This window comes from Alteromonas sp. I10, from assembly GCF_003201515.1.
Classification (GTDB): domain Bacteria; phylum Pseudomonadota; class Gammaproteobacteria; order Enterobacterales; family Alteromonadaceae; genus Alteromonas; species Alteromonas macleodii.
In genome coordinates, this window is sequence record NZ_QJJN01000002.1 from 306,364 (window position 1) to 332,933 (window position 26,570).

Annotated in this window: 23 protein-coding genes; 12 read left to right on the top strand and 11 right to left on the bottom strand. The window is 45.1% G+C overall.

Going from position 1 to position 26,570, the window contains the following annotated elements; translation table 11 throughout:
- Window positions 1-43: 43 nt before the first annotated feature.
- Window positions 44-589, bottom strand: coding sequence for a superoxide dismutase family protein (sodC, locus tag BZA03_RS05745; protein ID WP_110288218.1), 546 nt, complete (start codon window positions 587-589; stop codon window positions 44-46).
- Window positions 590-1,008: 419 nt separating this feature from the next.
- Here sodC and BZA03_RS05750 point away from each other — a divergent pair, with 419 nt between their 5' ends.
- From BZA03_RS05750 to BZA03_RS05765, 4 genes are all read left to right on the top strand, one after another.
- Window positions 1,009-1,650, top strand: a complete 642-nt coding sequence (locus BZA03_RS05750) for a glutathione S-transferase family protein (RefSeq protein WP_110288219.1) — start codon at window positions 1,009-1,011, stop codon at window positions 1,648-1,650.
- Window positions 1,651-1,884: 234 nt separating this feature from the next.
- Complete coding sequence (locus BZA03_RS05755; RefSeq protein WP_039232067.1) at window positions 1,885-3,729, top strand: DUF885 family protein; 1,845 nt, start codon at window positions 1,885-1,887, stop codon at window positions 3,727-3,729.
- A gap of 209 nt (window positions 3,730-3,938) precedes the next feature.
- Window positions 3,939-4,274 (top strand): VOC family protein, encoded by a 336-nt coding sequence (locus BZA03_RS05760; RefSeq protein ID WP_014950470.1) that lies wholly within the window; start codon window positions 3,939-3,941, stop codon window positions 4,272-4,274.
- Window positions 4,275-4,371: 97 nt separating this feature from the next.
- Entirely contained in the window at window positions 4,372-5,532 is a 1,161-nt protein-coding gene (locus BZA03_RS05765) for a tetratricopeptide repeat protein (protein WP_110288220.1), read from the top strand.
- Window positions 5,533-5,562: 30 nt separating this feature from the next.
- Here the strand turns inward: BZA03_RS05765 and BZA03_RS05770 are convergent, their stop codons facing one another.
- The 5 genes from BZA03_RS05770 to BZA03_RS05790 all read right to left on the bottom strand — a co-directional run bounded on the left by BZA03_RS05770 (window position 5,563) and on the right by BZA03_RS05790 (window position 10,690).
- Window positions 5,563-7,653, bottom strand: a complete 2,091-nt coding sequence (locus BZA03_RS05770) for an NADPH-dependent 2,4-dienoyl-CoA reductase (RefSeq protein ID WP_110288221.1) — start codon at window positions 7,651-7,653, stop codon at window positions 5,563-5,565.
- Window positions 7,654-7,984: 331 nt separating this feature from the next.
- Window positions 7,985-8,458, bottom strand: a complete 474-nt coding sequence (locus BZA03_RS05775) for a DUF4426 domain-containing protein (protein ID WP_039227913.1) — start codon at window positions 8,456-8,458, stop codon at window positions 7,985-7,987.
- A 96-nt stretch (window positions 8,459-8,554) separates the two neighbouring features.
- Entirely contained in the window at window positions 8,555-9,091 is a 537-nt protein-coding gene (locus tag BZA03_RS05780) for a YggT family protein (RefSeq protein WP_110288222.1), read from the bottom strand.
- Between the two features lie 20 nt (window positions 9,092-9,111).
- On the bottom strand, window positions 9,112-9,933 hold the full coding sequence (gene proC / locus BZA03_RS05785; RefSeq protein ID WP_110288223.1) for a pyrroline-5-carboxylate reductase: 822 nt from the start codon (window positions 9,931-9,933) through the stop codon (window positions 9,112-9,114).
- A 70-nt stretch (window positions 9,934-10,003) separates the two neighbouring features.
- Window positions 10,004-10,690, bottom strand: coding sequence for a YggS family pyridoxal phosphate-dependent enzyme (locus tag BZA03_RS05790; protein ID WP_039227916.1), 687 nt, complete (start codon window positions 10,688-10,690; stop codon window positions 10,004-10,006).
- Between the two features lie 27 nt (window positions 10,691-10,717).
- Between BZA03_RS05790 and BZA03_RS05795 the strand changes: the two genes are divergently transcribed.
- From BZA03_RS05795 to BZA03_RS05805, 3 genes are all read left to right on the top strand, one after another.
- Window positions 10,718-11,761, top strand: coding sequence for a type IV pilus twitching motility protein PilT (locus BZA03_RS05795; protein WP_014950464.1), 1,044 nt, complete (start codon window positions 10,718-10,720; stop codon window positions 11,759-11,761).
- An 8-nt stretch (window positions 11,762-11,769) separates the two neighbouring features.
- On the top strand, window positions 11,770-12,882 hold the full coding sequence (locus BZA03_RS05800; RefSeq protein ID WP_014977241.1) for a PilT/PilU family type 4a pilus ATPase: 1,113 nt from the start codon (window positions 11,770-11,772) through the stop codon (window positions 12,880-12,882).
- Between the two features lie 140 nt (window positions 12,883-13,022).
- Window positions 13,023-13,343: a DUF2007 domain-containing protein gene (locus tag BZA03_RS05805; RefSeq protein ID WP_110288224.1), complete on the top strand. Its 321-nt coding sequence runs from the start codon at window positions 13,023-13,025 to the stop codon at window positions 13,341-13,343.
- A 43-nt stretch (window positions 13,344-13,386) separates the two neighbouring features.
- On the opposite strand, the gene ruvX is transcribed toward BZA03_RS05805, so the two are convergent.
- The 4 genes from ruvX to BZA03_RS05825 all read right to left on the bottom strand — a co-directional run bounded on the left by ruvX (window position 13,387) and on the right by BZA03_RS05825 (window position 16,326).
- Window positions 13,387-13,818, bottom strand: coding sequence for a Holliday junction resolvase RuvX (gene ruvX / locus BZA03_RS05810; protein WP_014980071.1), 432 nt, complete (start codon window positions 13,816-13,818; stop codon window positions 13,387-13,389).
- Complete coding sequence (locus tag BZA03_RS05815; RefSeq protein WP_014950460.1) at window positions 13,811-14,377, bottom strand: YqgE/AlgH family protein; 567 nt, start codon at window positions 14,375-14,377, stop codon at window positions 13,811-13,813. The genes ruvX and BZA03_RS05815 overlap by 8 nt, the downstream gene beginning before the upstream one ends.
- Before the next feature lie 128 nt (window positions 14,378-14,505).
- The gene (gene gshB, locus BZA03_RS05820; RefSeq protein WP_110288225.1) at window positions 14,506-15,459 is read right to left on the bottom strand and encodes a glutathione synthase; all 954 of its coding nucleotides are present in this window, start codon (window positions 15,457-15,459) and stop codon (window positions 14,506-14,508) included.
- Between the two features lie 138 nt (window positions 15,460-15,597).
- On the bottom strand, window positions 15,598-16,326 hold the full coding sequence (locus BZA03_RS05825; RefSeq protein ID WP_110288226.1) for a 16S rRNA (uracil(1498)-N(3))-methyltransferase: 729 nt from the start codon (window positions 16,324-16,326) through the stop codon (window positions 15,598-15,600).
- 908 nt (window positions 16,327-17,234) lie between these two features.
- Between BZA03_RS05825 and BZA03_RS05830 the strand changes: the two genes are divergently transcribed.
- Window positions 17,235-18,077, top strand: coding sequence for a mechanosensitive ion channel family protein (locus BZA03_RS05830; protein ID WP_014950457.1), 843 nt, complete (start codon window positions 17,235-17,237; stop codon window positions 18,075-18,077).
- Window positions 18,078-18,220: 143 nt separating this feature from the next.
- Here BZA03_RS05830 and BZA03_RS05835 read toward each other — a convergent pair whose 3' ends face one another.
- Entirely contained in the window at window positions 18,221-19,018 is a 798-nt protein-coding gene (locus BZA03_RS05835) for a M48 family metallopeptidase (protein WP_110288227.1), read from the bottom strand.
- A gap of 501 nt (window positions 19,019-19,519) precedes the next feature.
- On the opposite strand from BZA03_RS05835, the gene BZA03_RS05840 reads away from it, so the two are divergent.
- The 4 genes from BZA03_RS05840 (at window position 19,520) to prsR (ending at window position 26,510) form a co-directional block, all read left to right on the top strand.
- Window positions 19,520-21,322: a choice-of-anchor I family protein gene (locus BZA03_RS05840; RefSeq protein WP_110288228.1), complete on the top strand. Its 1,803-nt coding sequence runs from the start codon at window positions 19,520-19,522 to the stop codon at window positions 21,320-21,322.
- Between the two features lie 407 nt (window positions 21,323-21,729).
- Entirely contained in the window at window positions 21,730-22,854 is a 1,125-nt protein-coding gene (locus BZA03_RS05845) for a beta-ketoacyl-ACP synthase III (protein ID WP_014977238.1), read from the top strand.
- Window positions 22,855-23,000: 146 nt separating this feature from the next.
- Window positions 23,001-25,073 carry an XrtA/PEP-CTERM system histidine kinase PrsK gene (gene prsK, locus BZA03_RS05850; protein ID WP_110288229.1) on the top strand — a complete coding sequence of 691 codons (2,073 nt, stop codon included), beginning with the start codon at window positions 23,001-23,003 and terminating at the stop codon, window positions 25,071-25,073.
- Window positions 25,074-25,148: 75 nt separating this feature from the next.
- Window positions 25,149-26,510: a PEP-CTERM-box response regulator transcription factor gene (gene prsR, locus BZA03_RS05855; protein ID WP_014950451.1), complete on the top strand. Its 1,362-nt coding sequence runs from the start codon at window positions 25,149-25,151 to the stop codon at window positions 26,508-26,510.
- Window positions 26,511-26,570: the final 60 nt, after the last annotated feature.

Below are 26,570 nucleotides of genomic sequence, written 5' to 3' on the forward strand. Positions count from 1 at the left end.
TTTTGTATAAGATGTTGATTGCATGACATGAGGTGGCGTTAGTTTATTTCCCAATTACGCCACATGCTACGCGGTCACCACCGCCACCTAACTTTTTAGGTGAATCAGAGTAATTGTCGCCACCTGCGTGAATCATTAAGGCGCGGCCTTCAATATCATCTAACTCAAGCTCTGGTGCAAAGATAGGCTGGGTTGCGTTTCCATTTTCATCAACATAAAGCACGGGCAGATCGCCCTCGTGACCCTTTTCAGACCAAGGAACACGGTGTTTACCGGTATCTTCTGGATCGAAATGGCCGCCCGCTGCGCCGCCCAACACTTTTTTTCCATCTGTCACTGCTGGTGAACAATCACCATTTTGATGAACATGAAAACCATGAATGCCCGGGGTTAACCCTGACAGATTTGGCGTAAATACTACACCGTCATCATCATAACTGCTCACCACTACTGAGCCCATGCTCATCCCTGTTTCCAGGTTATTCATTATCACTTCTTTTCCATCACTATCATGATGACCTGCGAAACTGCTCGCACTTAACATTAATGTCAGTGAACCTGCTAAGGTAGATAGTAAACGTTTCTTCATCGTGTTCTCCTTCACTCAATTATTAACGAATTTGTTAAAAGCATTGAAGTGAGATGAGCATAAAGTGAACCATTGTGGCGCATAACTTAGGGATACTACGCAAGACTAGGAATACTAGGGCGTTGAAGCGACAACCGAGTTGTGTGTTAGCGCATAGCTACTGGCATTTACGGAAATCATTATATTGGTTACGTGAAAAAGTTACCGACCATTACCTTATCTTTTTGGCTTTTCCTTATTATTTTCACTCTTTTTGAAGGTAGCCTCTTTATATAGTCTTTGGATATGGAGCCTCTCCATAAGTAGGCGGTACTGTCATACAGAAGTTACAGTGTTAAAACTCAGTAACAATATGGCAGTAGCACTTTTTTCCTATTCGACTTACAGTTAGCTCACATTACATAAGCAAGGGCATAGGTATGTATACACTTTACGGATATCCGAAAACCCGCTCGGTTCGCGTGGCATGGGCACTGGAAGAGCTAGGTTTACCTTTTGAGTACAGCTTAGTTGACTTAAAACAAGGGCAACACCTGTCAGAAGAATTTAAAGCCATCAGTCCTGCCTCTAAAATCCCAGCGCTTTCGACGCCAGAAGGTACCTTGACGGAATCGGCGGCTATCGTCACTTTTTTAGCTGAACGTCACGGCATGCATGAATTCATTCCAGAGCCTGGTAGCTTCGAGCGAGCCAAATATGAAGAAATGATGTTGTTTCTCACCAATGAGTTAGAGCAACCGATTTGGAATTTGGCAAAGCACACCTTTGCATTACCTAAAGAGCAAAGACTTGAACAAATGCGTGATGTAGCGGTGTGGGAGTTTAAGCGCGTGTTGCCCGTATTTTCTTCTATGCTGGGCGATAAAGAATTTGTATGCGGCACCATGTTTACCATGGCTGACATAATAGCAGGTCATATTTTGGCGTGGGCAAAAGGCAGCAAGCTAGATATCACGCTAGACGGTAAAACAGACAATGTAGCCGCGTACGCACAACGTGTATTAGGCCGTGATGCGTATGAGAGGGCGTGGCGAAAAGAGATGGCTCATTTGCCTGAATAAATGGTGCAGCCCGAAAAACCTTACATGAATAGATACCGTGTGAACCTGTGACTTATTAAGTAAACGCTGAATTGTATTGTATCGGCGGTATGCCTGATATCGGCGTCAGGTACGCATTATTAGGGTTAAATGCGCTTATCACGCGGTATATAGAATCAAGAAAACACATAACGACAGCGCTTTTTTTTGCGAAATATACGCAAAAACAGAGAAGAAATAACAAGGGAACAAAAAATGAAAGCATTCAAAACACTACTTGTAAGTAGTGCAGTAACCATGGCACTGGGCCTTAGCTCAGCAGTGGCACATGAACACGGCAACGCAAATGTGCAGAGTTCATCAAAAAGTACTTCAGTGTCAAAAGAAGCGTCTGAGCACGAAAAACTTTTTGCGTTATTTGCAGCCGCTGACCAGCGTGATATTGAGCTAAACCCAATCATGGCCATTTTTCGCGGCGACATGCGTTACGCAGACAGAATGGGCGACTTCTTAACAGACTCTCACGCTTTAGCGGGAAAAACAGCTACATTGCTAAACTTGTCAGAGCTTAAACAAATTGACCGCAGTAAGTTAAGCGACACCGATAAACTCGCCTACGACGTATTTAAATACAACGAAGAGCGCTCGCTAAAAATGTCTACCGACGAGATTGAAGCGCTAACGGAAGTGCGTCCTGTTAATCACTTCAGTGGGTTCCATACCTTCTACCCGACCTTCGCGAGCGGAAAGGGCGCAGCGCCATTTAAAACAGTAGAAGATTACGAAAATAACTTATCTCGCCATAAGGATTACATTGCTATTTCTGACCGCGCTATCGGAAAGTTCCGCGAGGGCATGGAAAGCGGTGTTCTTGAAACTAAGCTGACAATCGATCGCGTGATCAAGCAGTTCGATACTCAGCTGGCTATCCCAATTAAAGAGTCACAGTTTTGGGGGCCAATTACTATGTTCCCAGAAAGTTTCTCTGACGAAGAAAAAGCCCGTTTAACCGCTGACTACGAGAAAGCGACGCAAGAAATTTACGATGCAACCACGCGTATGCGCGACTTCCTTCGCGATGAGTATTTGCCTGTTGCCCGTGAAAGCATTGGCCTTAGCGATATGAAAGGTGGTGCAAAGCTTTATCAATTGATGGTGGAAGGTTCAACCACACTGCCAATGACCCCTGATGAACTGCATAACCTTGGTTTAAAAGAAGTTAAGCGTATCAAAAATGACATGCTTGAAATTAAGGACGAAGTGAAGTTTGAAGGGACATTAAACGAATTCTTCGACTATGTACGTACCGATCCTAAGTTCAAGCCTGAAAGCCGTGAAGCGCTAACACAGAGCTATTACGATATTGGCCGTGAAGTTGATGAGAAAATTGATCAGTACTTTTCACTGTTGCCGAAGTCTGAGTTAGAAATCAAACCCTACGACCCTGCTATCGAGCAATTCAGTGCGGGTGGATCATATCAGCCGGGCACGCCAGACGGCTCTCGTCCAGGTACTTTCTACTTTAATGCCTACGATTTGCCTAGCCGCTTAACCACCGGCAACGTTACCTTGTATCTACACGAAGGCGCTCCAGGTCACCATTTCCAAGTGAGTCTAGCGCAAGAAAATGAAGCGCTACCTTCATTCATGCGCTTTAGCTTCCTTCCCGCTTTCGGTGAAGGTTGGGCGCTATATTCAGAAACGCTAGGGTATGAAATGGGGTTCTTTGACGATCCATGGAATCGTTATGGCACGCTTCAAGATGAGCAGTTGCGCGCCATGCGTTTGGTGGTAGACACAGGTATTCACGCGAAAGGTTGGACCCGAGAACAAGCCATCGATTTTATGCTTGATAACTCAGGCATGACCCGCACAGAAGTTGTGGCTGAGGTAGAGCGTTATATTGCTATCCCATCACAAGCGTTATCTTACAAAGTGGGTGCACTTAAAATTCAAGAATTGCGCGCGCGCGCAGAGAAGGCATTAGGTGATGATTTCGACATCCGTGAGTTCCACGCGCAAGTGTTAAACACGGGCGGCATTCCACTTGCTATTCTTGAGCAGAAAATAGATCGCTGGATCGCTAGTCAAAAAAGTTAAGGAATAATATTTTTATTTAAACTTTTTACAGTGCAATCAGCGTTAGGTTAAGAGCAGTCAAAAGCCGATATTTGACGTAAAGCCAGTAATATTCAGTATTACTGGCTTTTTTCTTTTTGCGACTAATGGCAGTGATATTGTTCAAAAGCTTCACTAGAGTATTAATTGGTATAAGTGAACAATGGTTACGAAATTTAAGGGAGAATAAAGTGGAGTTAGGGCTATTTTCGTTAAGTTTAACGGTTAAAGACATCAGCAAGTCGAAGACGTTTTATGAGGCCTTGGGCTTTGAAGCCATGCCTTCATGCGGCTCGGTGGAAGATAAATGGTTAATGATGAAAAATGGCACCACCATGATTGGGTTATTCGAAGGGATGTTTGAAGATAACATTATGACCTTCAACCCAAGTGATGTTAGGGCACTTCAGGCAAATCTAGTTGAACAAGGCATCGCTTTAGACGTGCCTGTGAAAGGCGATAGCGGCCCCGGGCATCTAATTGTTAAAGACCCGGACGGCAACGCTATCATGTTCGATCAGTTTTAATATAAAGAAGCGCTTCTAATCGCGATTTGTGGGCTAACTTGTAATACACTTTTTGAACAATTACTCTTAAATTAAGGGAAAGTCAGAAAGGGAAAGCATGTTGAAAACAAAACTGTTATTTCTAGCTATGGCATTGATGGCTAATGTGGCGTGCCAGAGCACTAAAAGCAGTGATGCCCAGAGTAAGGGTGAGTTAACACCTTACAATTGGCAGATTAGCGAATTCGCATTAATCGATGTGGAAGAACCCGGTGCGCTCTTTGCGTTATCTGAGCAGCAAAAGCAGCACTTTCTTTCTTATTATAATTCTCCCGCAAAAGCACACATATCATCTAATTTTCGCCTCGCTTATTATTTGGATAACTTAGTCTCGAACTTCAGTTACGCTGGCGATACGCTAAAAGCACAAGATGTTTTAAACAAACGTTACGGAAACTGTATGTCGCTTGCATTGCTTACTACAGCGCTTGCCAAAGTCGTTAACTTAGATGTGGTTTATCAACAGGTCCATACTCCACCACTGTATCGGCGGTTTGGAAACACTCTCACTACGTCAACACATGTTCGAAGCATTATTTTAGGGCCTGAACCCGAAAAAACAGGCGATAGTATTGTTTTTCGGGGGAGAGCGGTGATTGATTATTTTCCATCAAGCCGTAACGACCGGGGAGTTTATATCTCCGAGGCTGACTTTATCTCAATGTATTACCAAAATATGTCTGCTGAAGTGATGAGCGACAACCCTGATTTAGCCTACAGTTATTTGTATCGCGCAATGGAGTTAAACACAGCGAATGCATCTACGCTAAATTCTCTCGCGGTACTCTACCGTTCAAACGGCTACGAAGAAGAAGCTAGGAAACTTTACGAATTTGCAATTGAAAACCATATCCAATCGGTCCATACGTTATCAAATTTTGCTGTGCTACTTAAGAAAATAGGCGACGTAGAAACCTTATCACGAATTGGGGATATGTATTTAAAAACAGACGATGACAACCCCTACCGATGGATAGATTTGGGGAATGCATTTTTAGCGAAAGGTAAGCTTTCAGAGGCAGAAATGTTTTTCAACAAGGCCATCGCGACAGGACCTTATTTAGGCGAGAGTTACTCGGCTATGGCTAAAACTTACTTTTTAAAGGGCGAGGTGATCAAAGCTGAAAGTATGATGGAAAAAGCGCTCTCTCTTTCGCTGCCTTCGCAGAACAGAGCGCTTTACACCGCCAAGCTACAGGCTATTCAAAATAGCCAATAACGAACGGGTTTCTTGGTGCTGGCCGCGCGCTTAAATTCGCGCTGCCAGTTCAGCGCCTTGACGGATAGCGCGTTTAGCATCAAGTTCAGCCGCTACATCAGCACCGCCGATAATGTGCACGGTAAATCCTGCCTCTTCTAGAGGTTGTTGCAGAGGCTTAAACGGCTCCTGGCCAGCACATACAATGACGTTGTCGACCGGCAGTACTTTAGGCGTGTCGTTAATCAGCACGTGCAGACCTTCATCGTCCACCTTCTCGTAGCTCACGCCATTTATCATTTGAACATTGTGGTGTTTCAACGATTGCCTATGGATCCAGCCCGTTGTTTTGCCTAGCCCTTTGCCCACTTTAGAGGTTTTACGTTGTAGTAAATACACTTCGCGATCAGACGGCTCTATGACTTTTTCTTTTAGTGCGCCAGGAGCAGAATAATCTTTATCTATACCCCAGTGCGCCAGCCACTTCTCTTTGTCTTTGGCTAAATGTTCGTGTTCTACTAGGAATTCCGCTACATCAAAACCAATGCCGCCAGCGCCAACAATAGCTACTTTCTTGCCTACTGGCTTGTGGTCGCGCAATACGTCTAAATAACTCATCACTTTAGGATGGTCGTGCCCTTCAATTGTAAGCGTACGAGGATTAATACCGGTGGCTAGCACCACTTCATCAAACCTCTCATCGGCAAGGCTTTCTGCGTTAATCTCGGTGTTAAGGTGAACCGTAACGCCCACGCGAGCTAACTGATTGTCAAAGTAGCGTAGGGTTTCGTAAAACTCTTCTTTACCCGGCACTTGCTTGGCGTAATTAAATTGACCGCCAATTTCACTGGCTCTATCAAATAGATGTACCTCGTGACCGCGCTCTGCGGCATACATGGAAAACGCCAAACCCGCAGGCCCTGCACCTACTACCGCTAGTTTTTTCTTATTTTGAGTAGGGGGAAAGGTAAGTTCGGTCTCGTAGCACGCTTGTGGGTTTACCAAGCAACTTGCACGCTTTTGTTCGAATGCATGGTCTAGGCAAGCCTGGTTACAGGCAATACACGTATTGATTAGCTTAGACTCATTGCGCATGGCCTTCGCTACAAAATGTGCGTCAGCCAAGAAAGGTCGCGCCATCGATACCATATCAGCATGGCCTTGTGCGAGCACCGATTCTGCAACTTCAGGCGTATTGATACGGTTAGTGGTAATGAGAGGGATAGACACCTCTTTTTTCATGCGTTCGGTTATCCAGGTAAACGCCGCGCGAGGTACGGATGTGGAGATAGTGGGTACCCTTGCTTCGTGCCATCCTATGCCGGTATTAATTAGCGTAGCGCCTGCTTTTTCGATTTCTTTGGCTAAATATACAACCTCGTCCCACTTAGCGCCGCCTTCAACTAAGTCCAGCATAGACAGGCGATAAATAATGATGAAGTTAGTGCCCACTTTCTCGCGCACACCTTTTACTATCTCAATCGCTAGGCGAGCGCGGTTTTCTAAGCTACCACCCCATTCATCATTTCTGTGGTTGGTGCGCTCACAGAAAAACTGATTTATGAGGTAGCCTTCAGAACCCATAATTTCCACGCCGTCATAGCCCGCCTTTTGAGCTAGGCTAGCGCATTTTACGTAGTCTTTAATTGTGCTTCTTACGCCGCGAGAGGATAATTCGCGGGGCTTAAAAGGGGTAATGGGCGACTTCATCGGTGAAGCCGAAACAGCAAGTGGATGATAACCGTAACGGCCTGAATGCAAAATTTGCATGCAAATTTTGCCATCTTCTTTATGCACAGCATCAGTAATGACACGGTGTTTTTTCGCGTGGCGAGAGCGGGTCATTCTGCCAGCGAAGGGCGCTACCCAACCTGAAATGTTCGGGCTAATACCACCTGTTACGATTAGCCCTGCACCGCCTTTTGCTCGCTCAGCGTAAAACGCAGCAAGTTTGTCAAAACCGCCTTTTTCTTCTTCCAGGCCTAAATGCATTGAACCCATAAGGGTGCGGTTGCGAAGTGTGGTAAAGCCCAAATCTAAAGGAGCTAACAGGTTAGGGAAGTAAGGTGAGAGTTGTTCCGAATTGTTGGCAGACTGCGGTGTAGCTGTCTGAGATACGGTCTGAGACGAGGGCGTATTCATAATTGTTCTCTTTTTATTTGCTATGAAGGCAGTTAGTGCATGTCGCTCTTTGCTGCGGCGCAGTGCTCATCTGTCTTTCATGACTTAAGTGCTAATGGTTACACATAATCCGACCACACTAACTTGCCCGACCAGTTGCTTTGATTATTTACCACCACATTCAATTGGTAAAGTGCAGTTACCCTATTTTTAACATAATAAAAAAGCGAGATACCGGGCTAACGGATATCTCGCTTCGTTAATCAGTGCTTTTCATCACAAGCATGAGTGCGTTACAGGTGAGCGCTTACTTACGATGTTGGCATTATTAAAGCAGTGCTCGCCTTATAAATTACTCGTCAACGTACATTTTTTGCTGAAACTTCAGCGTTTGTTTGCTGCTACCTTTTTGAACGTCAATCTCAAACCTAAAGGTTTCCTGATCGCGAAATGGCAGCACGGCAAGGTAATAGATAGCATCACCTTCTTCCACCTTTTTGAAAGTCAGCTTACGCGAGTTACCTAACAGATTCTTAGCCGTACCTGTGACATCTGCCCGTTGCGCTTCACCGGAAACTTTGTCTAACACCGAAATGTTAACCAACGCATTAAACTTACTTCTCACAATGCCGTAGCTAGCCGCCACTTCAGGTGTGAGAAATGGCGTACTCACCACCATATAGTGAACATCCCATTCACCAAGCGTTTGCTTCTGCTCGGCAAATGCGGAAACGCTTAAGCATGACATAGCCATCACAAGAAGTGCGACGTAAGCTTTTTTGATTTGATTTATTCTACCCATGATAGAAACTACCTCTGCCTTCATCTTATTTTCAATTCTTACCCATTACAGCTTGTTTTGCTCTATGAACCAAACTGCAAGACCAATACTTTCCCTAACAGTGTCTTGAACTGACATTAGTTACATAGGGAAAGTGTCTTGGATCAGAAGCTGTAAAAACTGTAATGCAATGATGGCAATAAGCACTGATAAATCTAAACCGCCTAATGGTGGGATGACTTTACGTATTGGCGCTAAAAACGGCTCGGTTAGCTGATACAGTACATAGTCAACCGGAGACTGACCTTGTGACACCCAGCTTAAAATAGCGCGTAGCAGCAGCACCCAGAACATTAATGACAGGGTTTCTTTTATCACGCCAACCACTGACAAAATCGCAATGCCGACTGGGTTTAGACTACCGCCAAACATTAACCCTAGGGTTATTAGCTTAAGCGCGCATACCGCTACCGCTAACACAAAAGTAGCGGTGTCGAACCTGCCGATTGACGGAATAATACGGCGCAACGGCCCCACGATAGGGTGGGTTGCTTTTACTACAAATTGACTGAGTGGATTATAAAAATCTGCCTGAACCATTTGTAACCAAAGGCGCAGGATAACCACCATCAAATAAAGGCTAAATAAGGTATCAACCAAAAATACCGTTGCGTTCATGTTGTGTTTTTCCTAAAACGTTATAGCTGTTTTGCCATTTCTTCAGCACGTGCTACGGCGGCGCGCATCGACTTGCTGACAATATCTTTTAAACCTTCATTAATGAAAGTGTTAACGGCTTCTGCGGTAGTGCCGCCCTTAGACGTAACTTGGGCACGAAGCTCGCTTAATTCAAGGTCTGGGTTGTTACAAACCATTTCGGCTGCGCCTAACATTGCTTGTTGAACCATTAAGCGAGATTGCGCTTTGTCAAAGCCCATGTTCATGGCTTCTTCCTGCATATTTTGTAAGAACAAGAAGAAATAAGCTGGGCTGCTGCCCGCTGCGGCGATAACACCGTTAATACCCTCTTCTTTATCTACCCAAACGGTTTCGCCAACGCTGTTCATTACATCGTCAACGTATTGCCTGTCTGACTCAGAAACCGTGTCGTCGGCATACATCCCAGACATGCCTTTGCCTAACAAGCTCGGGGTGTTTGGCATAATACGAACAACAGGGTATTCACCACCTAGCATTTCTTGCAATCTGGCTACCGGCAGCCCAGCTGCAATGCTCATAAACAACTTGCCCGAAAGGTCATTGTTTTTCTGAAGCTCGCCGCACATTTCGCCCATTATTTGTGGTTTTACCGCAAGCACTATGGCATCAGCGAATTGGCAGGCTTCATCGTTAGATTGTGTGGTGTGAATACCAAACTCGGCCTTCAGGCCGTCTAACTTTGGTGTGGAAGGGTTTGCCGCAAGGATGTTTTCTTTTGCGTACCCAGATTTGATAAGCCCACTGATGATGCTGCGGCTCATGTTACCCGCGCCAATAAATGCTAATTTTTTCTGTTGCATGTAAATCCTATTTGTTGGTTGCGTTTAAGTCTGTGTAGCGAGGCGAAGCGTTATCCGTTGGGTTAGCGCGCTAGTTTCGCTTACCGAAAATAGCGGTACCGATGCGCACCATAGTCGACCCGTGTTGAATCGCTTCTGTCATATCACTACTCATTCCTACGGATAGGGTATCAAAATTGCTCAATGATGTATGGTAGTGGTCGAATAATTCTTTTAGCTTAGACAGTGTGGCGCGCTGTTGTTCTTCACTAGGATCTGCTTTGGGAATGGCCATTAGTCCACGCAAGGTCAGGTGCTTTTGAGAGTTAATAAACTCCACTAGCGCATCTAATTCACTTAGGGCTACCCCTGACTTACTCTCTTCGTCATCAATATTAACCTGAATGCACACGTTTAACGGCGGCATTGAGTCAGGTCGCTGTTCGTTTAAGCGACGAGCAATTTTTTCTCTATCTACAGACTGAACCCAATCAAAATGTTCGGCGACTACCTTGGTTTTATTCGACTGAATTGGGCCAATCATGTGCCACTCTATATCGCTTAAGTGAGAAAGTTCCTGAACCTTTTCAACACCTTCCTGCACGTAATTTTCGCCGAACATACGTTGTCCGGCTTCATACGCTTCCATGATATCTGATACGGGTTTTGTTTTGCTAACCGCTAGCAATTTAACGGAATTTGGTGGACGATGTGCACTGGTAGCGGCTTGGTCTATTCCTTTTCGTGCGGAATCTAGTCTTTCTGCTATTGTTTGCATTATTCACCTTGTTTTGGAGAAGTGGTTGTGGATATTACCGAACTTTTGGCTTTCAGTGTTAAGAATAACGCCTCAGATTTACACTTATCAGCGGGCCTACCACCAATAATTCGTGTTGATGGCGAAATGCGTAAACTGAACGTGCCAGCCCTCGATCACAAGCAAGTACATGGTCTCGTTTATGAGATTATGAATGACATGCAGCGCAAAGAATACGAAGAAAACCTGGAAACCGATTTCTCTTTCGAAGTGAATGGCTTGTCGCGCTTTCGTGTTAACGCGTTTGTGCAAAACCGAGGCGCCGCGGCAGTATTACGTACTATCCCCAGTAAAGTATTAACCTTAGACGACCTTGGCGCGCCTGAAATTTTCAAGGAAATTATAAATCAGCCTACTGGCATTGTACTTGTGACAGGTGCCACCGGCTCGGGTAAAAGTACCACGCTTGCGGCCATGGTCGACCATATCAACACCCACAAGCGTGAACATATTCTTACCATTGAAGACCCTATCGAATTCGTGCACGACAACAAGCTTAGCTTGGTAAACCAGCGGGAAGTACACCGCGATACGCACTCGTTTAATAACGCACTGCGCTCGGCGCTTCGTGAAGACCCAGACGTAATTCTAGTCGGTGAGCTACGTGACTTAGAAACCATACGCCTTGCCATTTCAGCTGCCGAAACCGGCCATTTAGTATTCGGCACTCTTCACACCAACTCTGCACCAAAAACCATTGACCGTATTATCGATGTTTTCCCGGCAGAAGAAAAAGCCATGGTGCGTTCTATGTTGTCGGAATCATTGCGTGCGGTTATTTCACAGACACTGCTTAAGAAAGTAGGCGGGGGCCGAGTTGCGGCTCATGAAATCATGGTGGGGATCCCCGCTATTCGTAACCTTATTCGAGAAGATAAAGTGCCGCAAATGTACTCGGTTATTCAAACGGGTCAGGCTCACGGTATGCAAACTATGGATCAGTGTCTTCAGCGCTTAGTGGCGATGGGGGTTATCACCAAACAAGACGCCGCAGCAAAGTCAGTTGATAAACAGTCGATGAACAGTTTCTAGAGGCCAATATGTTAGATTCACTACTACAAAAAATGGTCGATACCAACGCATCGGATTTATTCGTAACGGCGGGGTTTCCGGTAAGTGCCAAAATTAACGGCAAACTTACGCCAGTGACGGAAAGCGCGACCTCGGAAGAGGCATCGCTGGCGCTGGTTCACGAAGCGATGACTGAAAAACAGCAGAATGAGTTTCACACGACCAAAGAATGTAATTTCGCCATAGTACGAGAGGGCATTGGTCGTTTCCGCTGCTCTGCATTTTGGCAGCGTGACCAAGCGGGCATGGTGATTCGCCGCATCGTTACTCAAATTCCTAAAGCTGATGATTTGGGTCTGCCGCGAGTATTAAAAGAAATTATTATGGCTAAACGCGGTCTTGTTCTATTTGTAGGTGGAACAGGCACGGGTAAGTCCACGTCACTGGCTGCGCTTATTGGGCATAGAAATGAAAATTCGCACGGGCATATACTGACTATTGAAGACCCCATTGAATTTGTGCACGAGCATAAAAACTGTGTTATTACCCAGCGCGAGGTGGGCATAGATACTCAGTCTTTCGACGACGCCCTTAAAAGTTCGCTACGTCAGGCGCCTGATGTCATTCTTATTGGTGAAATTCGTTCAATGGAAACCATGGAATATGCCATGTCGTTTGCTGATACCGGGCATTTGTGTGTGGCTACGCTGCACGCTAACAACGCGAACCAAGCTATTGAACGTATTATGCATTTAGCGCCGAAAGATCAGCACGATAAGTTGCGCTTTGACTTAAGCTTAAACATCCGCGCCATTGTTGCGCAGCAACTAGTACCTACGCCAGACGGCAAGGGTAGGGTTGCGGCAATAGAAATACTGCTTAATTCGCCGCTAGTGCGCGACCTAATACAGCGCAATGAAATAGGCGCGTTAAAAGAAGCAATGAAAAAAGGCAAAGAGCAGGGCATGCAGAGCTTTGATATGGCGCTGTATGATTTGTACAAAGCGGGTAAGATTGATATGGACCAAGCGCTGCACCACGCCGACTCGCCTAATGACCTGCGCTTAATGATCAAGCTTGATACCAGCGACGGTTCTAGCTTAGGTACACTGTCAAATGTATCTATTGATATGGATGACTAATTGCTTTCGCTTTATGCTGAAATCCCTTTAGGGGGAGCTGCATTTGAAACGCTTACTGAAATAAAGCAGTAGAGAGACACGTTTTTCTCGCATGATGAGCAGCCCACGGGCTGCTTTTGTGTTTAACAAGAGGGTAGCCATTGAAAAAACTCTTCACTTCACAAGACGCTTTTGAACTTCAAGCGGTTCGCAGCGAGCTTGACGCTTTATCTATTCCTTATATGGTAAAAAATGAGTTCGCCAGTGGCGCAATCGGAGAGCTGCCTTGGCAAGATTCTCAGCAGGAAGTGTGGCTTGTTGACGATAGCTGGTATGCAAGAGCGTCGAAAGTTATTGAGCCCTTCATTCAGAAATCAAACGATAAGGCAGTATCTAGTGAAGACTGGATTTGTGGTGAGTGCAGTGAACAAAACGGCGCCGCTTTTGATGTATGCTGGCAGTGTGGGGCAGAAAAGAAATAGCAGCAAGAGCCAGCAGCATACAAAGGTCAACAGGCCCTAACAATTATTCGTACTGACTCTCGCTCCAGCTAGCGAATATTACACAGGCCGACACACTATCAACCTTATCTTTAGTCAGTTTTTTATAGCCACCTAACTCAAACAGCATGGCTTTAGCGTCTGTGGTAGTCAGTCGCTCATCACAGGTGTCAACGGCCACTTTAAAACGCCCATGTAGACGGTTTGCAAATTTGCGGGCGCGTTGAGTCATCTCCTGCTCAGTACCATCCATATTAAGCGGTAAACCCACCACCACGATATGCGGTTGCCATTCTTCGTAAAGCTTTTCTATTAACGTCCAGTCAGGAATACCGTCTCGTGCCTTCAGCGCTGCAAGAGGGGAAGCCGTACCGGTAATTTCCTGACCTACCGCCACGCCAATGCTTTTGGTACCAAAATCAAACGCAAGTACCGTACGATTTCCTATATCAGGCATGTCCCGCTCCCGGTGCTAGCTGCCATACATCCACACCGAGTTTATTTACTGTTGCTTGCCATTTCTTGTGCATAGGCGTGTTAAACAGAATTTCTTCGTCAGCTTCGATAGTGAGCCATGCGTTTTCCTGCATTTCCTTCTCAAGCTGACCGGCTGTCCAGCCCGCGTACCCCAAAGCAATCAAAACGTCTTCAGGGCCTTCATCATTGGCGATAGCAGTCAAAATGTCCTTGGAGGTGGTCACCATAACCCCTGGTGCAAGCTTTAAGCTAGATGCCCACTCTCTTTGCGACGAGTGCAGCACAAATCCTCGCTCTTGGCTTACAGGACCGCCAGCCAGCACGATTTGTTCTGCTTTGTCGTCAGACACAGTGAGTTCTTTGTCAGTCTGTTCAAGAAGCTGCTTCACGTTCATGGTGGAGGGTTGATTTACTACAATACCCATAGCACCTTCAGCGTTGTGTTCACAAATATAAATGAGTGAGCGAGAAAAATACGGATCGTCCAAACTAGGCATCGCGACCAGAAAATGATTTTGTAGGCTTTTTAATTCCGTCATAGTTTGTCTTTTATCTACTATCTTTTGCTCTGTGAGGGCCTTTACACTATTGAAGCTAAAGGCGCTCTATCCACTCATATTTGCTTTTTACGATACGAATTGCACTGTGTTACCAATACAACCTTACTTTATTTACTGGCTAAGCGCTTTTCAATGGCGTCAAACAGCGCACCCATTATATTAACATCGTAAGCTGCTTCTATTTCTCTTACGCAAGTTGGGCTAGTAATGTTTATTTCAGTAATTTTGCTGCCAATAACATCAAGTCCTACAAATAAAATGTTATTTTCCTTGAGCGTTGGCGCGATGGCTTCGGCTAGGGCGCGGTCAGAATCTGAGATTGGCTGAGGGCGTCCTGTACCGCCAGCGGCTAGGTTACCTCTGGTTTCCCCTTTTGTAGGCAGTCGCGCTAAGCAATACGGCATGACTTCACCATCAACGATGAGTACGCGCTTATCGCCGTCTTTAATCTCTGGAAGGTACTCTTGTACCATCATGTAGCGCGTGCCTAACTTGGTTAGGGTTTCAATAATAACGCCTAAGTTATTGCCATCAGGCTTCACTCTAAAGATAGACGCGCCACCCATACCGTCTAAAGGTTTGCAAATAATGTCTTGGTGCTTGGCGTGAAACTCACGGATAAGCGCTTGGTTGTTCGTGACTAAGGTATTGGGAATGTGTTCTGGGAAGTACGACGTAAACAGCTTCTCGTTGTAGTCGCGAAGCGCTTGAGGGTTATTTACAACTAGCGCTCCCGCGTCCTGCGCAAGCGACAGCATCTGAGTCGCATACAAAAACTCGCTGTCAAAGGGTGGATCTTTGCGCATGAGTAACACATCAATGTCGCCTAAATGCAAGGTCGACTCGTCTTCAATGGTGTAGAAATCTGTAGCTTGATCCTTGACCGATACGGTTTTACCTAAACCCATAGGCTTACCATTGTCTAAATACAGGTCTTTTAATTCAAAATATACAACCTTTGCACCGCGGCGCTGAGCTTCAAGCATCATCGCAAAGCTTGTATCTTTATGTGGCTTAATGCTCGCGATGGGGTCCATAATTACGCCAACGGTATATTGCATAATGTTTTCACCTTGAATGTTGATAAAATGCCGGCTCAGATGGCCCGGCTGATTGTAAACTTATATGGGGGCACACCTGAATTCTTCAAGTTACTGAGCTAGCACTATGCTGGTTCTAGAGCTGCTTAAAATACTGACTTAGAAGTCGCCGTGCTGAGCTTGAAGAATACTTAGGCTTGTAATCGCTGCTGTCTCGGTGCGCAAAATACGTGGGCCCAAACTTACCGACTGATAGCCGTTTTCGTTTGCCTTATGAATTTCTGTTTCAGATAACCCACCTTCAGGGCCAATAAGCAAACGAAAGCCTTGAACATTATAAGGTTGTCTTGCCAAACTTTGTTCAGCGCCCGGTGCGAGAACTAATCTTGTGGTATTGGTTGAAGACGACAACCATTGATTAAGACTAACCGGGGCGTTGAGCGCGGGAATAATGTTGCGACCGCTTTGTTCACAGGCGCCAATTATAATCTTCTGCCATTGCTGAATTTTCTTTTCCCAGCGCGACTCGTCGAGTTTAACCGTACAGCGTTCAGTGATCACGGGCGTTATTTCTGATACGCCAAGTTCCACGCTTTTTTGTAGCACGGTATCCATTCTATCGCCTTTAGATACCCCTTGACCTAAGTGCAAATGAAGCGGGGATTCTTTCGCTAGCGATAAACAAGCGTCGGCTTCAACCGTCACTTTTTTTCTTTGAACGCTAATAATTTGCGCACTGTATTCATTGCCGTCGCCATTAAAAAGCACAATAGGGCGATTGGGCTTTATGCGCAGTACCGTCGCGATGTGATGACCGGCGTCTTCAGTTAACTCAAACTCTTGTTCTAACGGGATTGGATTGGGGTAATAAACTCTTGGTATACGCATAGCAAATCAGATGTGTAGTTTTAACGCGTATAATACGTGTGTGGATACAGGTTGCAATGCTGTCGACAACATCGCGTAAGTAAATATGCAAAAACTTACGCAAACGACAGCATGCTGCCTATTTAAGAATCACATGACTCACTCTCTAGGCCGCGGAAGGCGAAGAGTTTTTCGAAGTAGATTTCAACACGTTGGATGAAGACTTCGATTGGGCTGCTGGGCGGTAGTCCGCTCTTGCGTACTTAGTATGTTTTCCTTTATCGGTGCGCAGCGAATATAAAAATAAACACAAAACCACCGAAAACAGGGTTATGAGAAGCAACATGCGTTAATCCTTTACGTGACATAGTTTGCTAAAGCTCCTTCATGAAGTTGCTCAACACACACTGATGAGGCGTTGTGAACAGTCAACTTTCATGAGACTTTAGTCTAAAACTTTGAGGCTAAAAAATCATCAAAAAAAATGTCTTATAACTCGGTAACTTCCAAAAAATGGAAAAGAAACACAAAGCGCATTTAAGCTTCGTGATGAAGGATGCGCTTGTTGAGTGACAAGCGTGTGACAAGTGAAGAAAATACGTTCATTTTTTGTTTTTTCATTCTAGCGCCTATGTGCCACCTATACGGCATAGAAACTTGTCGATTTAGAGCTACTAGACCGTCAAACACCCGCCTTGCTTAGATGGTCAACAAACCGCTGCAAAAATGTACAAAAAAGGACAGTGGATCCTAAAGTAAAACAAGTGAATTTCCTCTACTTTTGTATAATGCTAACGCTTTTAAATACCCATGTAGCTTAGACTTTAGAGCAAATTTACTGTGTTTGAGCCCATATTATATTGGTCTTAAATCAAATAGCTGCTACCGTATTTGAGCAATTATCAACTAACCATGACAAGGACCATATTATGGAAGAAAAACTTTCGCTTTTTTCTGCAAGCGATGTTGAAAGGTACATAAACGATTACGCCATCCCGTGGGGGATTAACATTCTGATGGCAATCGCGATTTATGTAATAGGTAGGATCGTAGTTGGATTCATTTTATCTGTATTTAGACGCCTAATGGCCAAGTCTAAATACGACAACATGCTAGTGGACTTCTTGGAAGCTATCCTTAGCGCCATTCTAATGCTGTTTGTTATTGTCGCTTCGCTTGATCAGCTAGGCGTAGATACAACGTCATTAGTTGCTATATTAGGTGCTGCTGGTTTAGCTATTGGTTTGTCATTGCAAGACTCGCTTAAGAACTTTGCAGCTGGCGTAATGCTTCTGGTTTTCAAACCATTTAAAGCGGGTGATTTTGTCGAAGCTGCAGGTACTGCTGGTTCTATTGTTAAGATTGGTATTTTCACCACAACAATGAACACACCAGACAATAAAGAAATTATTGTTCCTAATGGCAACATCTACGGTGGCAACATCACTAACTATTCAGCAAGAGACACGCGTCGTGTAGACATGGTTGTTGGTATTGGTTACGACGCTGACCTTCTTAAAGCGAAAAGAATTCTTGAAGAAATGGTGGCGGCTGATGAGCGTATTCTTGCAGAGCCAGCGCCTAAAATTGCAGTATCTGAACTGGCCGACAGCAGCGTAAACTTTATTGTTCGTCCATGGGTGAATTCTGCCGATTTCTGGGGTGTTAAATTCGACTTCACTGAAAACGTTAAACTGCGTTTTGATGAAGAGGGTATTTCAATTCCATTCCCACAAATGGATGTACATCTTCACAAAGCAGACAGCGAATAATTTCGTTGGTTTCAGACAAAAAACGCTGCATTTCGCAGCGTTTTTTTTACCTAAGATTAAGTGCGACGTAACACGCCGCGATTACGAACATTTTAACTCTCGATGAGCGGGTAATGACCTATGCGAAATGGTATTACTTACTTTTAGCGACAGTTCGGGCGGTAAGCAGTAGCTTGATAGTCTGCATAGGCGTTAGGCATGTTCGCTTGTAAATTATCAATTCTGGTTTGAGGTGCTGGGTGAGTCGACAAAAGTTCCATTGGGCGGTTGCCGCCGCTTGCTGCGTCCATGTTTTGCCACAAGTTTACAGATTGTCTTGGGTCAAACCCAGACTTCGCCATTAGCTGAAGACCAATGACATCGGCTTCAGATTCATGAGTTCGGCTAAAAGGAAGTTGGACACCGACTTGAACACCTAATCCGATCGCAGCCATGATGGGACCCGACTGGGGCACTTCATTCGCGGATAAAACTTGGCCTACCGCCTGACTGCCCATGTTTATCAATGTTGACTGCGACATTCTCTCATTGCCATGCTCTGCAATAACATGACCTACTTCATGGCCAATGACAGCAGCAAGTTGATGCTGGTTTTCTGCAACGTTAAGCAAGCCTGTATAGACACCAATTTTTCCACCGGGTAGTGCAAATGCGTTAACTTGTTCATCGTCGAATACAACGACTTCCCATTGACCATTGAATACCGTGGCTGGTACTTGAGCAGTGATGGCATTTGCAACGCATTCTACGTAAGAATTTTGAACCGCTTTATTCGAAATTTTTAATTCTTCTTTCATGCCCGTGAATGCCTGATCACCCATTTGCGCGAGCTGAGTTTCAGAATAGAGCAACACTTGATTTCTACCCGTAGGAGATGTTGCACAGGCTGTTAAAGTAAGCGCTGCGGCAATAACTGCCGAAGCTGTGAATTTCAATTTCATGGTTAATCCTTTTTTATCACTGAATGTTCTCGCTTCGCTCACTTTTGCGCGCTAAAGCACTATCCCATTCAGTTTATACGTCTATTTGGCAATATTAGTATCAGATAGTGCTTATAAATAAAACTATACCTTTGAAAAAGCGAAGCGTGTTCCGCTGTTAAGCTAAACCGTTTTTCCTTACACGCATTAGGATATTTGAAATATATGCTTACAATTGCATGAACGAAGTGTGATTACTTTGAGCCTACTGCTCCGTGCTGTCCATATTTAAAGCGGCGTGTGTGCCATCATTGTTATAGAAAAGTTACGCGCTTTTGCCTATTTAATATTTGTGTCATAAACTGATTCTAATTTATACATAGAAGTTACATAAAATTTCTGGTGTACTAAGGTTAGGGATCCCTGTTTTCTTCCTTCGCTTTGCGAGAACAAGGTGGAAAAATCCTTGGGTTTCTCGAGCCTCATAACGTACGACAAAAATACAAATAAAAAGGAAATCAAATGGCAGTGCGTAATAAGTTTAAATACGGGTTACTTGCATTTTTAGTATCAGCGGCGCTCACGGGATGTGGCCTTGATGGTGACGACGGTGCGCAGGGCGAAACAGGAGCTCAAGGACCTCAGGGTGAACAAGGTGACCCAGGGACAGACGGAAGTGATGGTACCGATGCGTCAATCGGCATTGCAATGGATATCGTTGGTCGTGCTTTCTTAGGCAATCAAACGGCCGCAGAAATTGTTCAGTACCACGCTGAGACCAATACGATTTACGCGACAAACGGCGAGACGAATACAATAGCAGTTATTGATGCCTCTAGCGTAAACACGGCTACAATGGCTGATCCGATAAACACCACTACGCTAACGCTTACCACTATCGCACTGCCTGCCGATATAAATGGTGTGACTTTAGGTAGCTTAACAAGCATTGCGGTTAGCGGTGACCTTATGGCTGTTGCTGTACCTGCAGACGTTAAAACTGATAACGGTTATGTGTTGTTCTACAACGGGCTAGACAGTTCTGCTCCAGCCTTTTTGGATTCCGTCGAGGTTGGTGCACTACCGGATATGGTCACTTTTACGCCGGATGGTGGCAAAGTGTTGGTAGCGAACGAGGGTGAGCCTTCTGATGACTACACCATTGACCCTGAAGGTTCTGTTAGCGTCATAAATATTCTTGCAAGTGGTGAGCCAGAAGAAACGGGGACGACCGTTGGCTTTACTGCTCTAAACGGTACTGAAGCAGACTTGATGGCGCAGGGAATGATGTTTCCTAACCCAGCAGGACGCACGATTAACGGCACAGCTATTACCTCAACGGTAGCGAAAGATCTGGAACCAGAATACATCACCGCTACTAACGACGTTGCATACGTTAGTCTTCAGGAAAACAATGGCCTTGCGATTATTGACTTGGAAGAGTTAACGGTAGATGTCGTCGGCCTAGGAACTAAGTCTTGGGCTGGACTTAATATTGATATCCAAGAAAATGATGCGGTGAGTTTTGGTCAGTACACAGGTATTTATGGTGTATACCAGCCTGATACCATTGCTAATTTTACGTGGAAGGATGCGACTTTCATTCTTACCGCTAACGAAGGCGATGCCCGTGAGTACTTCTTTGACGCTGCTGATGAGGCGGCATGTACTGCTGCTGGTGGTGTTGATTTTGACGAAGATGATGGCTGTCTAGCTTATACAGACGAAGTTAAAGTAGAAGATCTTACCGCTGCCGCCAACTCTGAATTAGCTATGCTACAGGCGACAGGTGAAGCGGACGACTTACGTGTAACTTCAGCTATGGGTGATGCTGACGGAAACGGTGAGTACGATGCAGCGTACGCTTACGGTGCACGTTCATTCACAATCTGGGATCAAAACGGTTTAGTGGTTTATGACTCGGGTGATGATTTTGAACGTATTTCAGCGTCGGTTCATGGGGCGCAGTTCAACAATGGTGACGATGAAAATGCAAGCGACTCGCGCTCAGAGAATAAAGGTCCAGAGCCAGAAGCGTTAACCGTGGGTCAAGTTGGCGATCGCACTTACGCGTTTATCGGCACAGAGCGCATGGGCGGTATTTTCGTATACGACGTTACTAACCCTTATGACGTTCAATTTGCAGAATATGTAATTAACCGTGACCTAACCGAAGGTTTGACAAGCGATGATGTCATTGGTGACCTAGCGCCAGAAAGCCTGGTTTTTGTTAGCGCTGAAGACAGCCCAAGTGGTGTGCCTCTTCTTGTAGTAGGCAACGAAGTTAGCGGCACAGTAACAGTGTGGCAAATCAACCAGCTGTAAGCTCCCGTATTGATTACATGAAACCCCGCTTTGAAGCGGGGTTTTTTATTGGTAGCTTGCCAGACCTTCCCGAAGGCCGAGTTTAAAGTGTTCTTACTCTTTGTTGTGTCACCTTGATGTAGAGCCACTATACCTGCGAAAACACGCCACGATTACGAACATTTTAAGTCTCGCTGAGTGGGTAATTATCTATGCGGGCTGGTATTAAACGGAGGAATAGAGCTTTCCTTGCGTTCGCAATGGTTACACCGTTTAAGGATTAAGGTAAGCTATAACCCATAAAACGCAGTCGTATTTTTTAAGGTAAATACGATTAGGCTCAATTGCACTGGTATAGATGCGTTTAGGACACAGAGTAACGCAATGCTCAATACCGCCATAGTGCTATCAAATAATAGAGAATGCCTATGTCTCAGCAAGTTGTGATTAGTGGTGTGGGTGTATGGCACCCTAAAGACAGTATAACTAACGAAGAGCTCGTAGATAGCTACAATGCTTACGTAGATGCGTTTAACGAAGAAAATAAAGCGCAAATCGAATCAGGTGATGTAGCAGCAATGCCTTATTCAAGTGCAGAGTTCATCGAAAAAGCATCAGGAATTAAAAGTCGCTACATCTATCAAAAAGAGGGTGCGCTAGACATCACTCGAATGAAGCCTAAGATTGCCCCTCGAGCAGATGACGAACTTTCTCACCAAGCCGAAATTGCCGTCGAAGCGGCCAAGTTAGCTCTGGCATCCGCCAATGTTACGGCCGATGAAATTGATGCTGTGATTGTGTCGTGTGCATACACCCAGCGTGCTTATCCTGCGATTGCAATTGAAGTACAAGAAGCTCTTAATATTGAAGGGTTTGGTTTCGATATGCTAGTTGCTTGTTCTGCAGCAACGTTCGGTATGCATCGCGCCTATGAAATGCTGAGCGCGAAAAATGCGACTCGCGTGTTGGTTATTAACCCTGAGTTGGTCTCACCGCAAATTAACTACGCTGATCGCGACAGTCACTTTATTTTTGGCGATGTGGCTACGGCGACGGTGCTTGAGCTTGCTGAAACCGCCAAAAGTGAGCACGTATACGACGTGCTAAGCACCAAGGCATTGACGAAATTCTCAAACAATATTCGTTCTAATTTTGGCTACATGACACGTGCCGAAGACGTTGATCCGTATGGACCTGATAAGCTGTTCCATCAAGCGGGTCGCAAAGTTTTCAAGGAAGTGTGTCCATTGGCAGCAGCGCATATTGAAGCGCATTTAGCGAGTCACGACATTACGCCAGAAGGCGTCAAGCGTTGGTGGCTTCACCAAGCTAATATCAATATGAACACCTTGATTTGCAAACGCCTGTTAGGTCGCGATGCTGACCGTACCGAAGCGCCAATTGTGTTGGACGAGTATGCCAACACGGCTTCTGCGGGTTCTGTGATTGCGTTTGGTTTAAACCATGAAGACCTGGTTGCCGGTGACGTGGGAGTACTTTGCTCTTTCGGTGCAGGGTATTCAATTGGCTCACTAGTGATCCGTAAACGATAGTTTTTATCATAGCGCGGGCGATGCCTGCGCACCGTACCTAGCTGAAAACGTTATGTGCTGTATATCGAAGGTTTCAGGGACGTTGCATCAATGCGCCTCCCTGTATTTCATCTCCTAAATAATGATAATAAAGGTGAGATAAAAGGATGATTTCAGATGTAGGCTATGGGTTAAATAGTCTGGCGCACTTAGCCCTTTTATTGCTGTTGTTAACGGTACGCAAACCCGGCGTAGCCAAGCATTTATTGGTATTGGCGACCGCAGCCACCTTTTTATGGTCTACAACCTTAATCACTTCGCTATTTGGACCTATCTCGCTAAGCTGGTTACTCAGCGCTGACGTGCTTAAGCAGCTCGCATGGTTACTCTTTTTGGCTGGCTGTATACAGACCAGCTTTAGTAATATCTTCGACGTTCTAAAACGACCTGTAACGTTAATTATTATTGCCCCCGCACTAGCAGCATTGCTAGCCCCTTATCTATTGGTAGTAAATCCCGCGTGGAGCTTTCTTGTACTGATCGTGCTGTCATTAGAAGTGCTTGTTCTTCTGGAAGTTGTATATCGACAGGCGGGGCGTGAGCAGTGGGCGTTTAAACCAATCATTATTTATCTGGGAGCAACCAACCTGTTTGAGTTCGTTACTTATGCAAACGCTACCATGGTAAACCAGGTTGAAATTGGCTACATAGCGGCACGAGGCTATATTTACTTCTTGTTAATGCCCTTACTCGTCATATCGATTCGACGAATTCATCACTGGGGCATTGATATCTTTATCTCGCGGGACGTGGTATTGCACAGCTCTCTACTCTTAGTGGCGGGCGGTTATCTTTTTGTGATGGCTGTTGTCGGCTACGCCATAAATTATATGGGAGGCAACTGGGGAGCGACGGTTCAAATCATATTGGTTGTGATGTCATTCGCATTGCTCGCCACGGTATTCTTGTCCAACGGCTTTCGCACTAAGATAAAAGTATTTATCACTAAACATTTCTTTGCGAATCAGTTCGACTACCGCGTTGAATGGGTGAAATTAACGCAGTGGTTAACACGTGCAGGGGATACCTCATCAGATGTTTACCACGCTGGCCTAACAGGAATGCTTAACGCCATTCAATATGAGTCAGGTCTGCTGTTTAAAGTAACGCAGAATGGCTATGAATGCGTGGCTAAGGCATCACCTATTACAAACACTGCGTCAACAGATAACAATGAATCGTCAACTGATTCGAGAGAAAACAACGCTACCTGTACAACGTTGGAAACGCTTGCAAGTTACAGCGACAAAAATGGCTGGATCATTGATACGGACGCCTACCTCGTCAAACCATTCGATTACGAGGGGTTAAAGCTAGATAGAGATGCACTAAAAGCATGGGGCTACCAACTCTTCGTACCTTTCTTAAAAGAGGGAAAACTGTGGGGATTTGCTGTTCTCGCGTCAGGAGACAATGAAAAAATCACTTTAAATTGGGAAGTGAAAGACTATCTAACCGCCGTATCTGAGCAAGTAGGCACGTACATGCAGCACCACGAGGCGGCTCAAGTGGTAGCAGAAAACGCCCAATTTGCGGCATTCAATCGAATGTCTGCGTTCGTTTTACATGACTTGAAAAATGTACTAGCTCAAGTCGACCTTATTCTTGCCAATGCTCAACAGCATAAACATAACCCTGAATTTATCGAAGACACCTTCGAAACCTTGGAGCATACTAAGGCAAGAATGGAAAAAATGCTCAAGCAGCTGACTGATAAGAAGGCCGTTGAAGAAGGTGTAAACTCAGAATTTTTGATTTCGGAGCTGGCCAAAGATGTGGTCAACAACCGCTGTTCAGGTTTACGTCCGCTACCAACAGTTCATGTGCTAAAAGAAACGGCCGTGACGGTTGATAAGGATAAGGTGGCAAACGTGCTTTATCACCTAATCAGCAACGCTCAGCAGGCAACCGCAGATGACGGAGAAGTCGACGTGGTGATTACTGGAAATTCTGACAACAAAACGCAGTTAGTTTTGATAGAAGATACAGGGTCAGGTATGGATAAAGCGTTTATTGAAGAGCGACTATTCAAGCCATTTGATACCACGAAAGGCAATGCTGGTATGGGGATTGGTGCATATGATGCAAAAACATATATCGAGTCTATCGGTGGCAAACTAACTGTTCAAAGTGAACCTGGACGCGGTAGCTGTTTTACGCTGTATTTTCCGATAGGATAGGGTGTATAACTAAAAAGTGGATATCATCAAATCCACTCCCTTTCGATGGATGAAGTAGAATAATAGGATGATGAAATGACCGATACCATTTTGGTAGTAGATGATGATTTAGGTATCCAAAAGCAACTTAAATGGAGTCTTACCGATTACAACGTTGTTTTTGCGGACGATCACACATCTGCCATAGCCCAGCTCCGTCGTTTTGAACCTAAGGTTGTTACCCTAGATTTAGGGCTTCCGCCAGATCCAGCGAATGCGTCGGAAGGTTTACGTATTCTTCACGATATCATTGCGCTAGCGCCTAGAACCAAAGTTATCGTTGTTACAGGTAATAACGATAAACAACACGCATTAAAAGCAATCGATTTTGGGGCATACGATTTTTATCAGAAGCCTATCGATTCAGATACCATCAAATTATTGGTGCACCGTGCGCTTAACCTGTCTAAGTTAGAGCATGAGAATAGCATTCTTGCCCGCACCCGTTCTGGCATGTCCAGAATAGTGGGTAACAGCGAAGCTATTCAAAAAGTGGTACGTCGCGCTGAGAAAATTGCCAATACCGACATAAGCACTCTGTTACTTGGTGAAAGTGGCACAGGTAAAGAAGTTTTCGCGCGCAGTATTCACGAACACAGCCCTAGAAAAGACAAACCTTTTGTTGCTATTAACTGTGCGTCTATCCCAGAGAACTTACTAGAAAGTGAGTTGTTCGGTTACGAAAAAGGGGCGTTTACTGGCGCGAACAAAACCACCGTCGGCAAGATAGAAACAGCACAAGGCGGAACACTGTTTTTAGATGAGATTGGTGATATGCCCATTGGCCTGCAAGCTAAGATGCTTCGGTTTTTGCAGGAGCGCGTGATCGAGCGCGTTGGTGGGCGCAATGAAATTCCCGTTGATATACGCGTAATTTGTGCAACGCACCGCGATTTACAGGCTATGGTGGCGCAAGAAACATTCAGGGAAGATTTATATTACCGTGTGGGGGAAATGCCGATCATGATCCCTCCTTTACGTGAACGAGACCAAGACATTATTTTACTTGCACGTACGTTCTTGAATATTTATCGCGAAGAATTCAAAGCTAAAGCGAAGAGCTTTTCAGAAACTGCAGTTAACGCCATGCTAGCCCATAAGTGGCCGGGCAACATTCGAGAAATGCAAAACAAGCTAAAGTCGGCGGTTATTATGGCTGAAGGTACGGTAATTCAACCTGACGATTTAGGCTTGATGCCTGTAGATGCCCATGATGAGCCTGAAACATTGAATCTGCGTGAAGTGCGAGAAATTGCTGAAAGTCGAGCTATTCGCAGGGCCTATCAAAAAGCAGATAAGAATATGTCGAAAACGGCAGAATTACTTGGCGTCACTCGTCCCACGTTGTATTCGCTCATTGATAAATACCATATGGAAGACATCAAAAATAGCGACTAGGGTAGACATGACTACCAAACAGGAGAGAAATGTACTTCTCACCTGTTGATATCTGGGCGA

Bases quoted from the DNA above. Each gene is read 5' to 3' on its own strand.
- BZA03_RS05755 (WP_039232067.1), top strand. From the start codon at position 1,885: ATGAAAGCATTCAAAACACTACTTGTAAGTAGTGCAGTAACCATGGCA.
- BZA03_RS05750 (WP_110288219.1), top strand. From the start codon at position 1,009: ATGTATACACTTTACGGATATCCGAAAACCCGCTCGGTTCGCGTGGCA.
- sodC (WP_110288218.1), bottom strand. From the start codon at position 589: ATGAAGAAACGTTTACTATCTACCTTAGCAGGTTCACTGACATTAATG.
- BZA03_RS05815 (WP_014950460.1), bottom strand. From the start codon at position 14,377: ATGACGGAATTAAAAAGCCTACAAAATCATTTTCTGGTCGCGATGCCT.
- BZA03_RS05765 (WP_110288220.1), top strand. From the start codon at position 4,372: ATGTTGAAAACAAAACTGTTATTTCTAGCTATGGCATTGATGGCTAAT.
- BZA03_RS05790 (WP_039227916.1), bottom strand. From the start codon at position 10,690: ATGCAAACAATAGCAGAAAGACTAGATTCCGCACGAAAAGGAATAGAC.
- BZA03_RS05835 (WP_110288227.1), bottom strand. From the start codon at position 19,018: ATGAAATTGAAATTCACAGCTTCGGCAGTTATTGCCGCAGCGCTTACT.
- BZA03_RS05840 (WP_110288228.1), top strand. From the start codon at position 19,520: ATGGCAGTGCGTAATAAGTTTAAATACGGGTTACTTGCATTTTTAGTA.
- BZA03_RS05845 (WP_014977238.1), top strand. From the start codon at position 21,730: ATGTCTCAGCAAGTTGTGATTAGTGGTGTGGGTGTATGGCACCCTAAA.
- BZA03_RS05775 (WP_039227913.1), bottom strand. From the start codon at position 8,458: ATGAAGGCAGAGGTAGTTTCTATCATGGGTAGAATAAATCAAATCAAA.
- prsK (WP_110288229.1), top strand. From the start codon at position 23,001: ATGATTTCAGATGTAGGCTATGGGTTAAATAGTCTGGCGCACTTAGCC.
- ruvX (WP_014980071.1), bottom strand. From the start codon at position 13,818: ATGCCTGATATAGGAAATCGTACGGTACTTGCGTTTGATTTTGGTACC.
- proC (WP_110288223.1), bottom strand. From the start codon at position 9,933: ATGCAACAGAAAAAATTAGCATTTATTGGCGCGGGTAACATGAGCCGC.
- BZA03_RS05780 (WP_110288222.1), bottom strand. From the start codon at position 9,091: ATGAACGCAACGGTATTTTTGGTTGATACCTTATTTAGCCTTTATTTG.
- BZA03_RS05825 (WP_110288226.1), bottom strand. From the start codon at position 16,326: ATGCGTATACCAAGAGTTTATTACCCCAATCCAATCCCGTTAGAACAA.
- prsR (WP_014950451.1), top strand. From the start codon at position 25,149: ATGACCGATACCATTTTGGTAGTAGATGATGATTTAGGTATCCAAAAG.
- BZA03_RS05770 (WP_110288221.1), bottom strand. From the start codon at position 7,653: ATGAATACGCCCTCGTCTCAGACCGTATCTCAGACAGCTACACCGCAG.
- gshB (WP_110288225.1), bottom strand. From the start codon at position 15,459: ATGCAATATACCGTTGGCGTAATTATGGACCCCATCGCGAGCATTAAG.
- BZA03_RS05800 (WP_014977241.1), top strand. From the start codon at position 11,770: ATGTTAGATTCACTACTACAAAAAATGGTCGATACCAACGCATCGGAT.
- BZA03_RS05830 (WP_014950457.1), top strand. From the start codon at position 17,235: ATGGAAGAAAAACTTTCGCTTTTTTCTGCAAGCGATGTTGAAAGGTAC.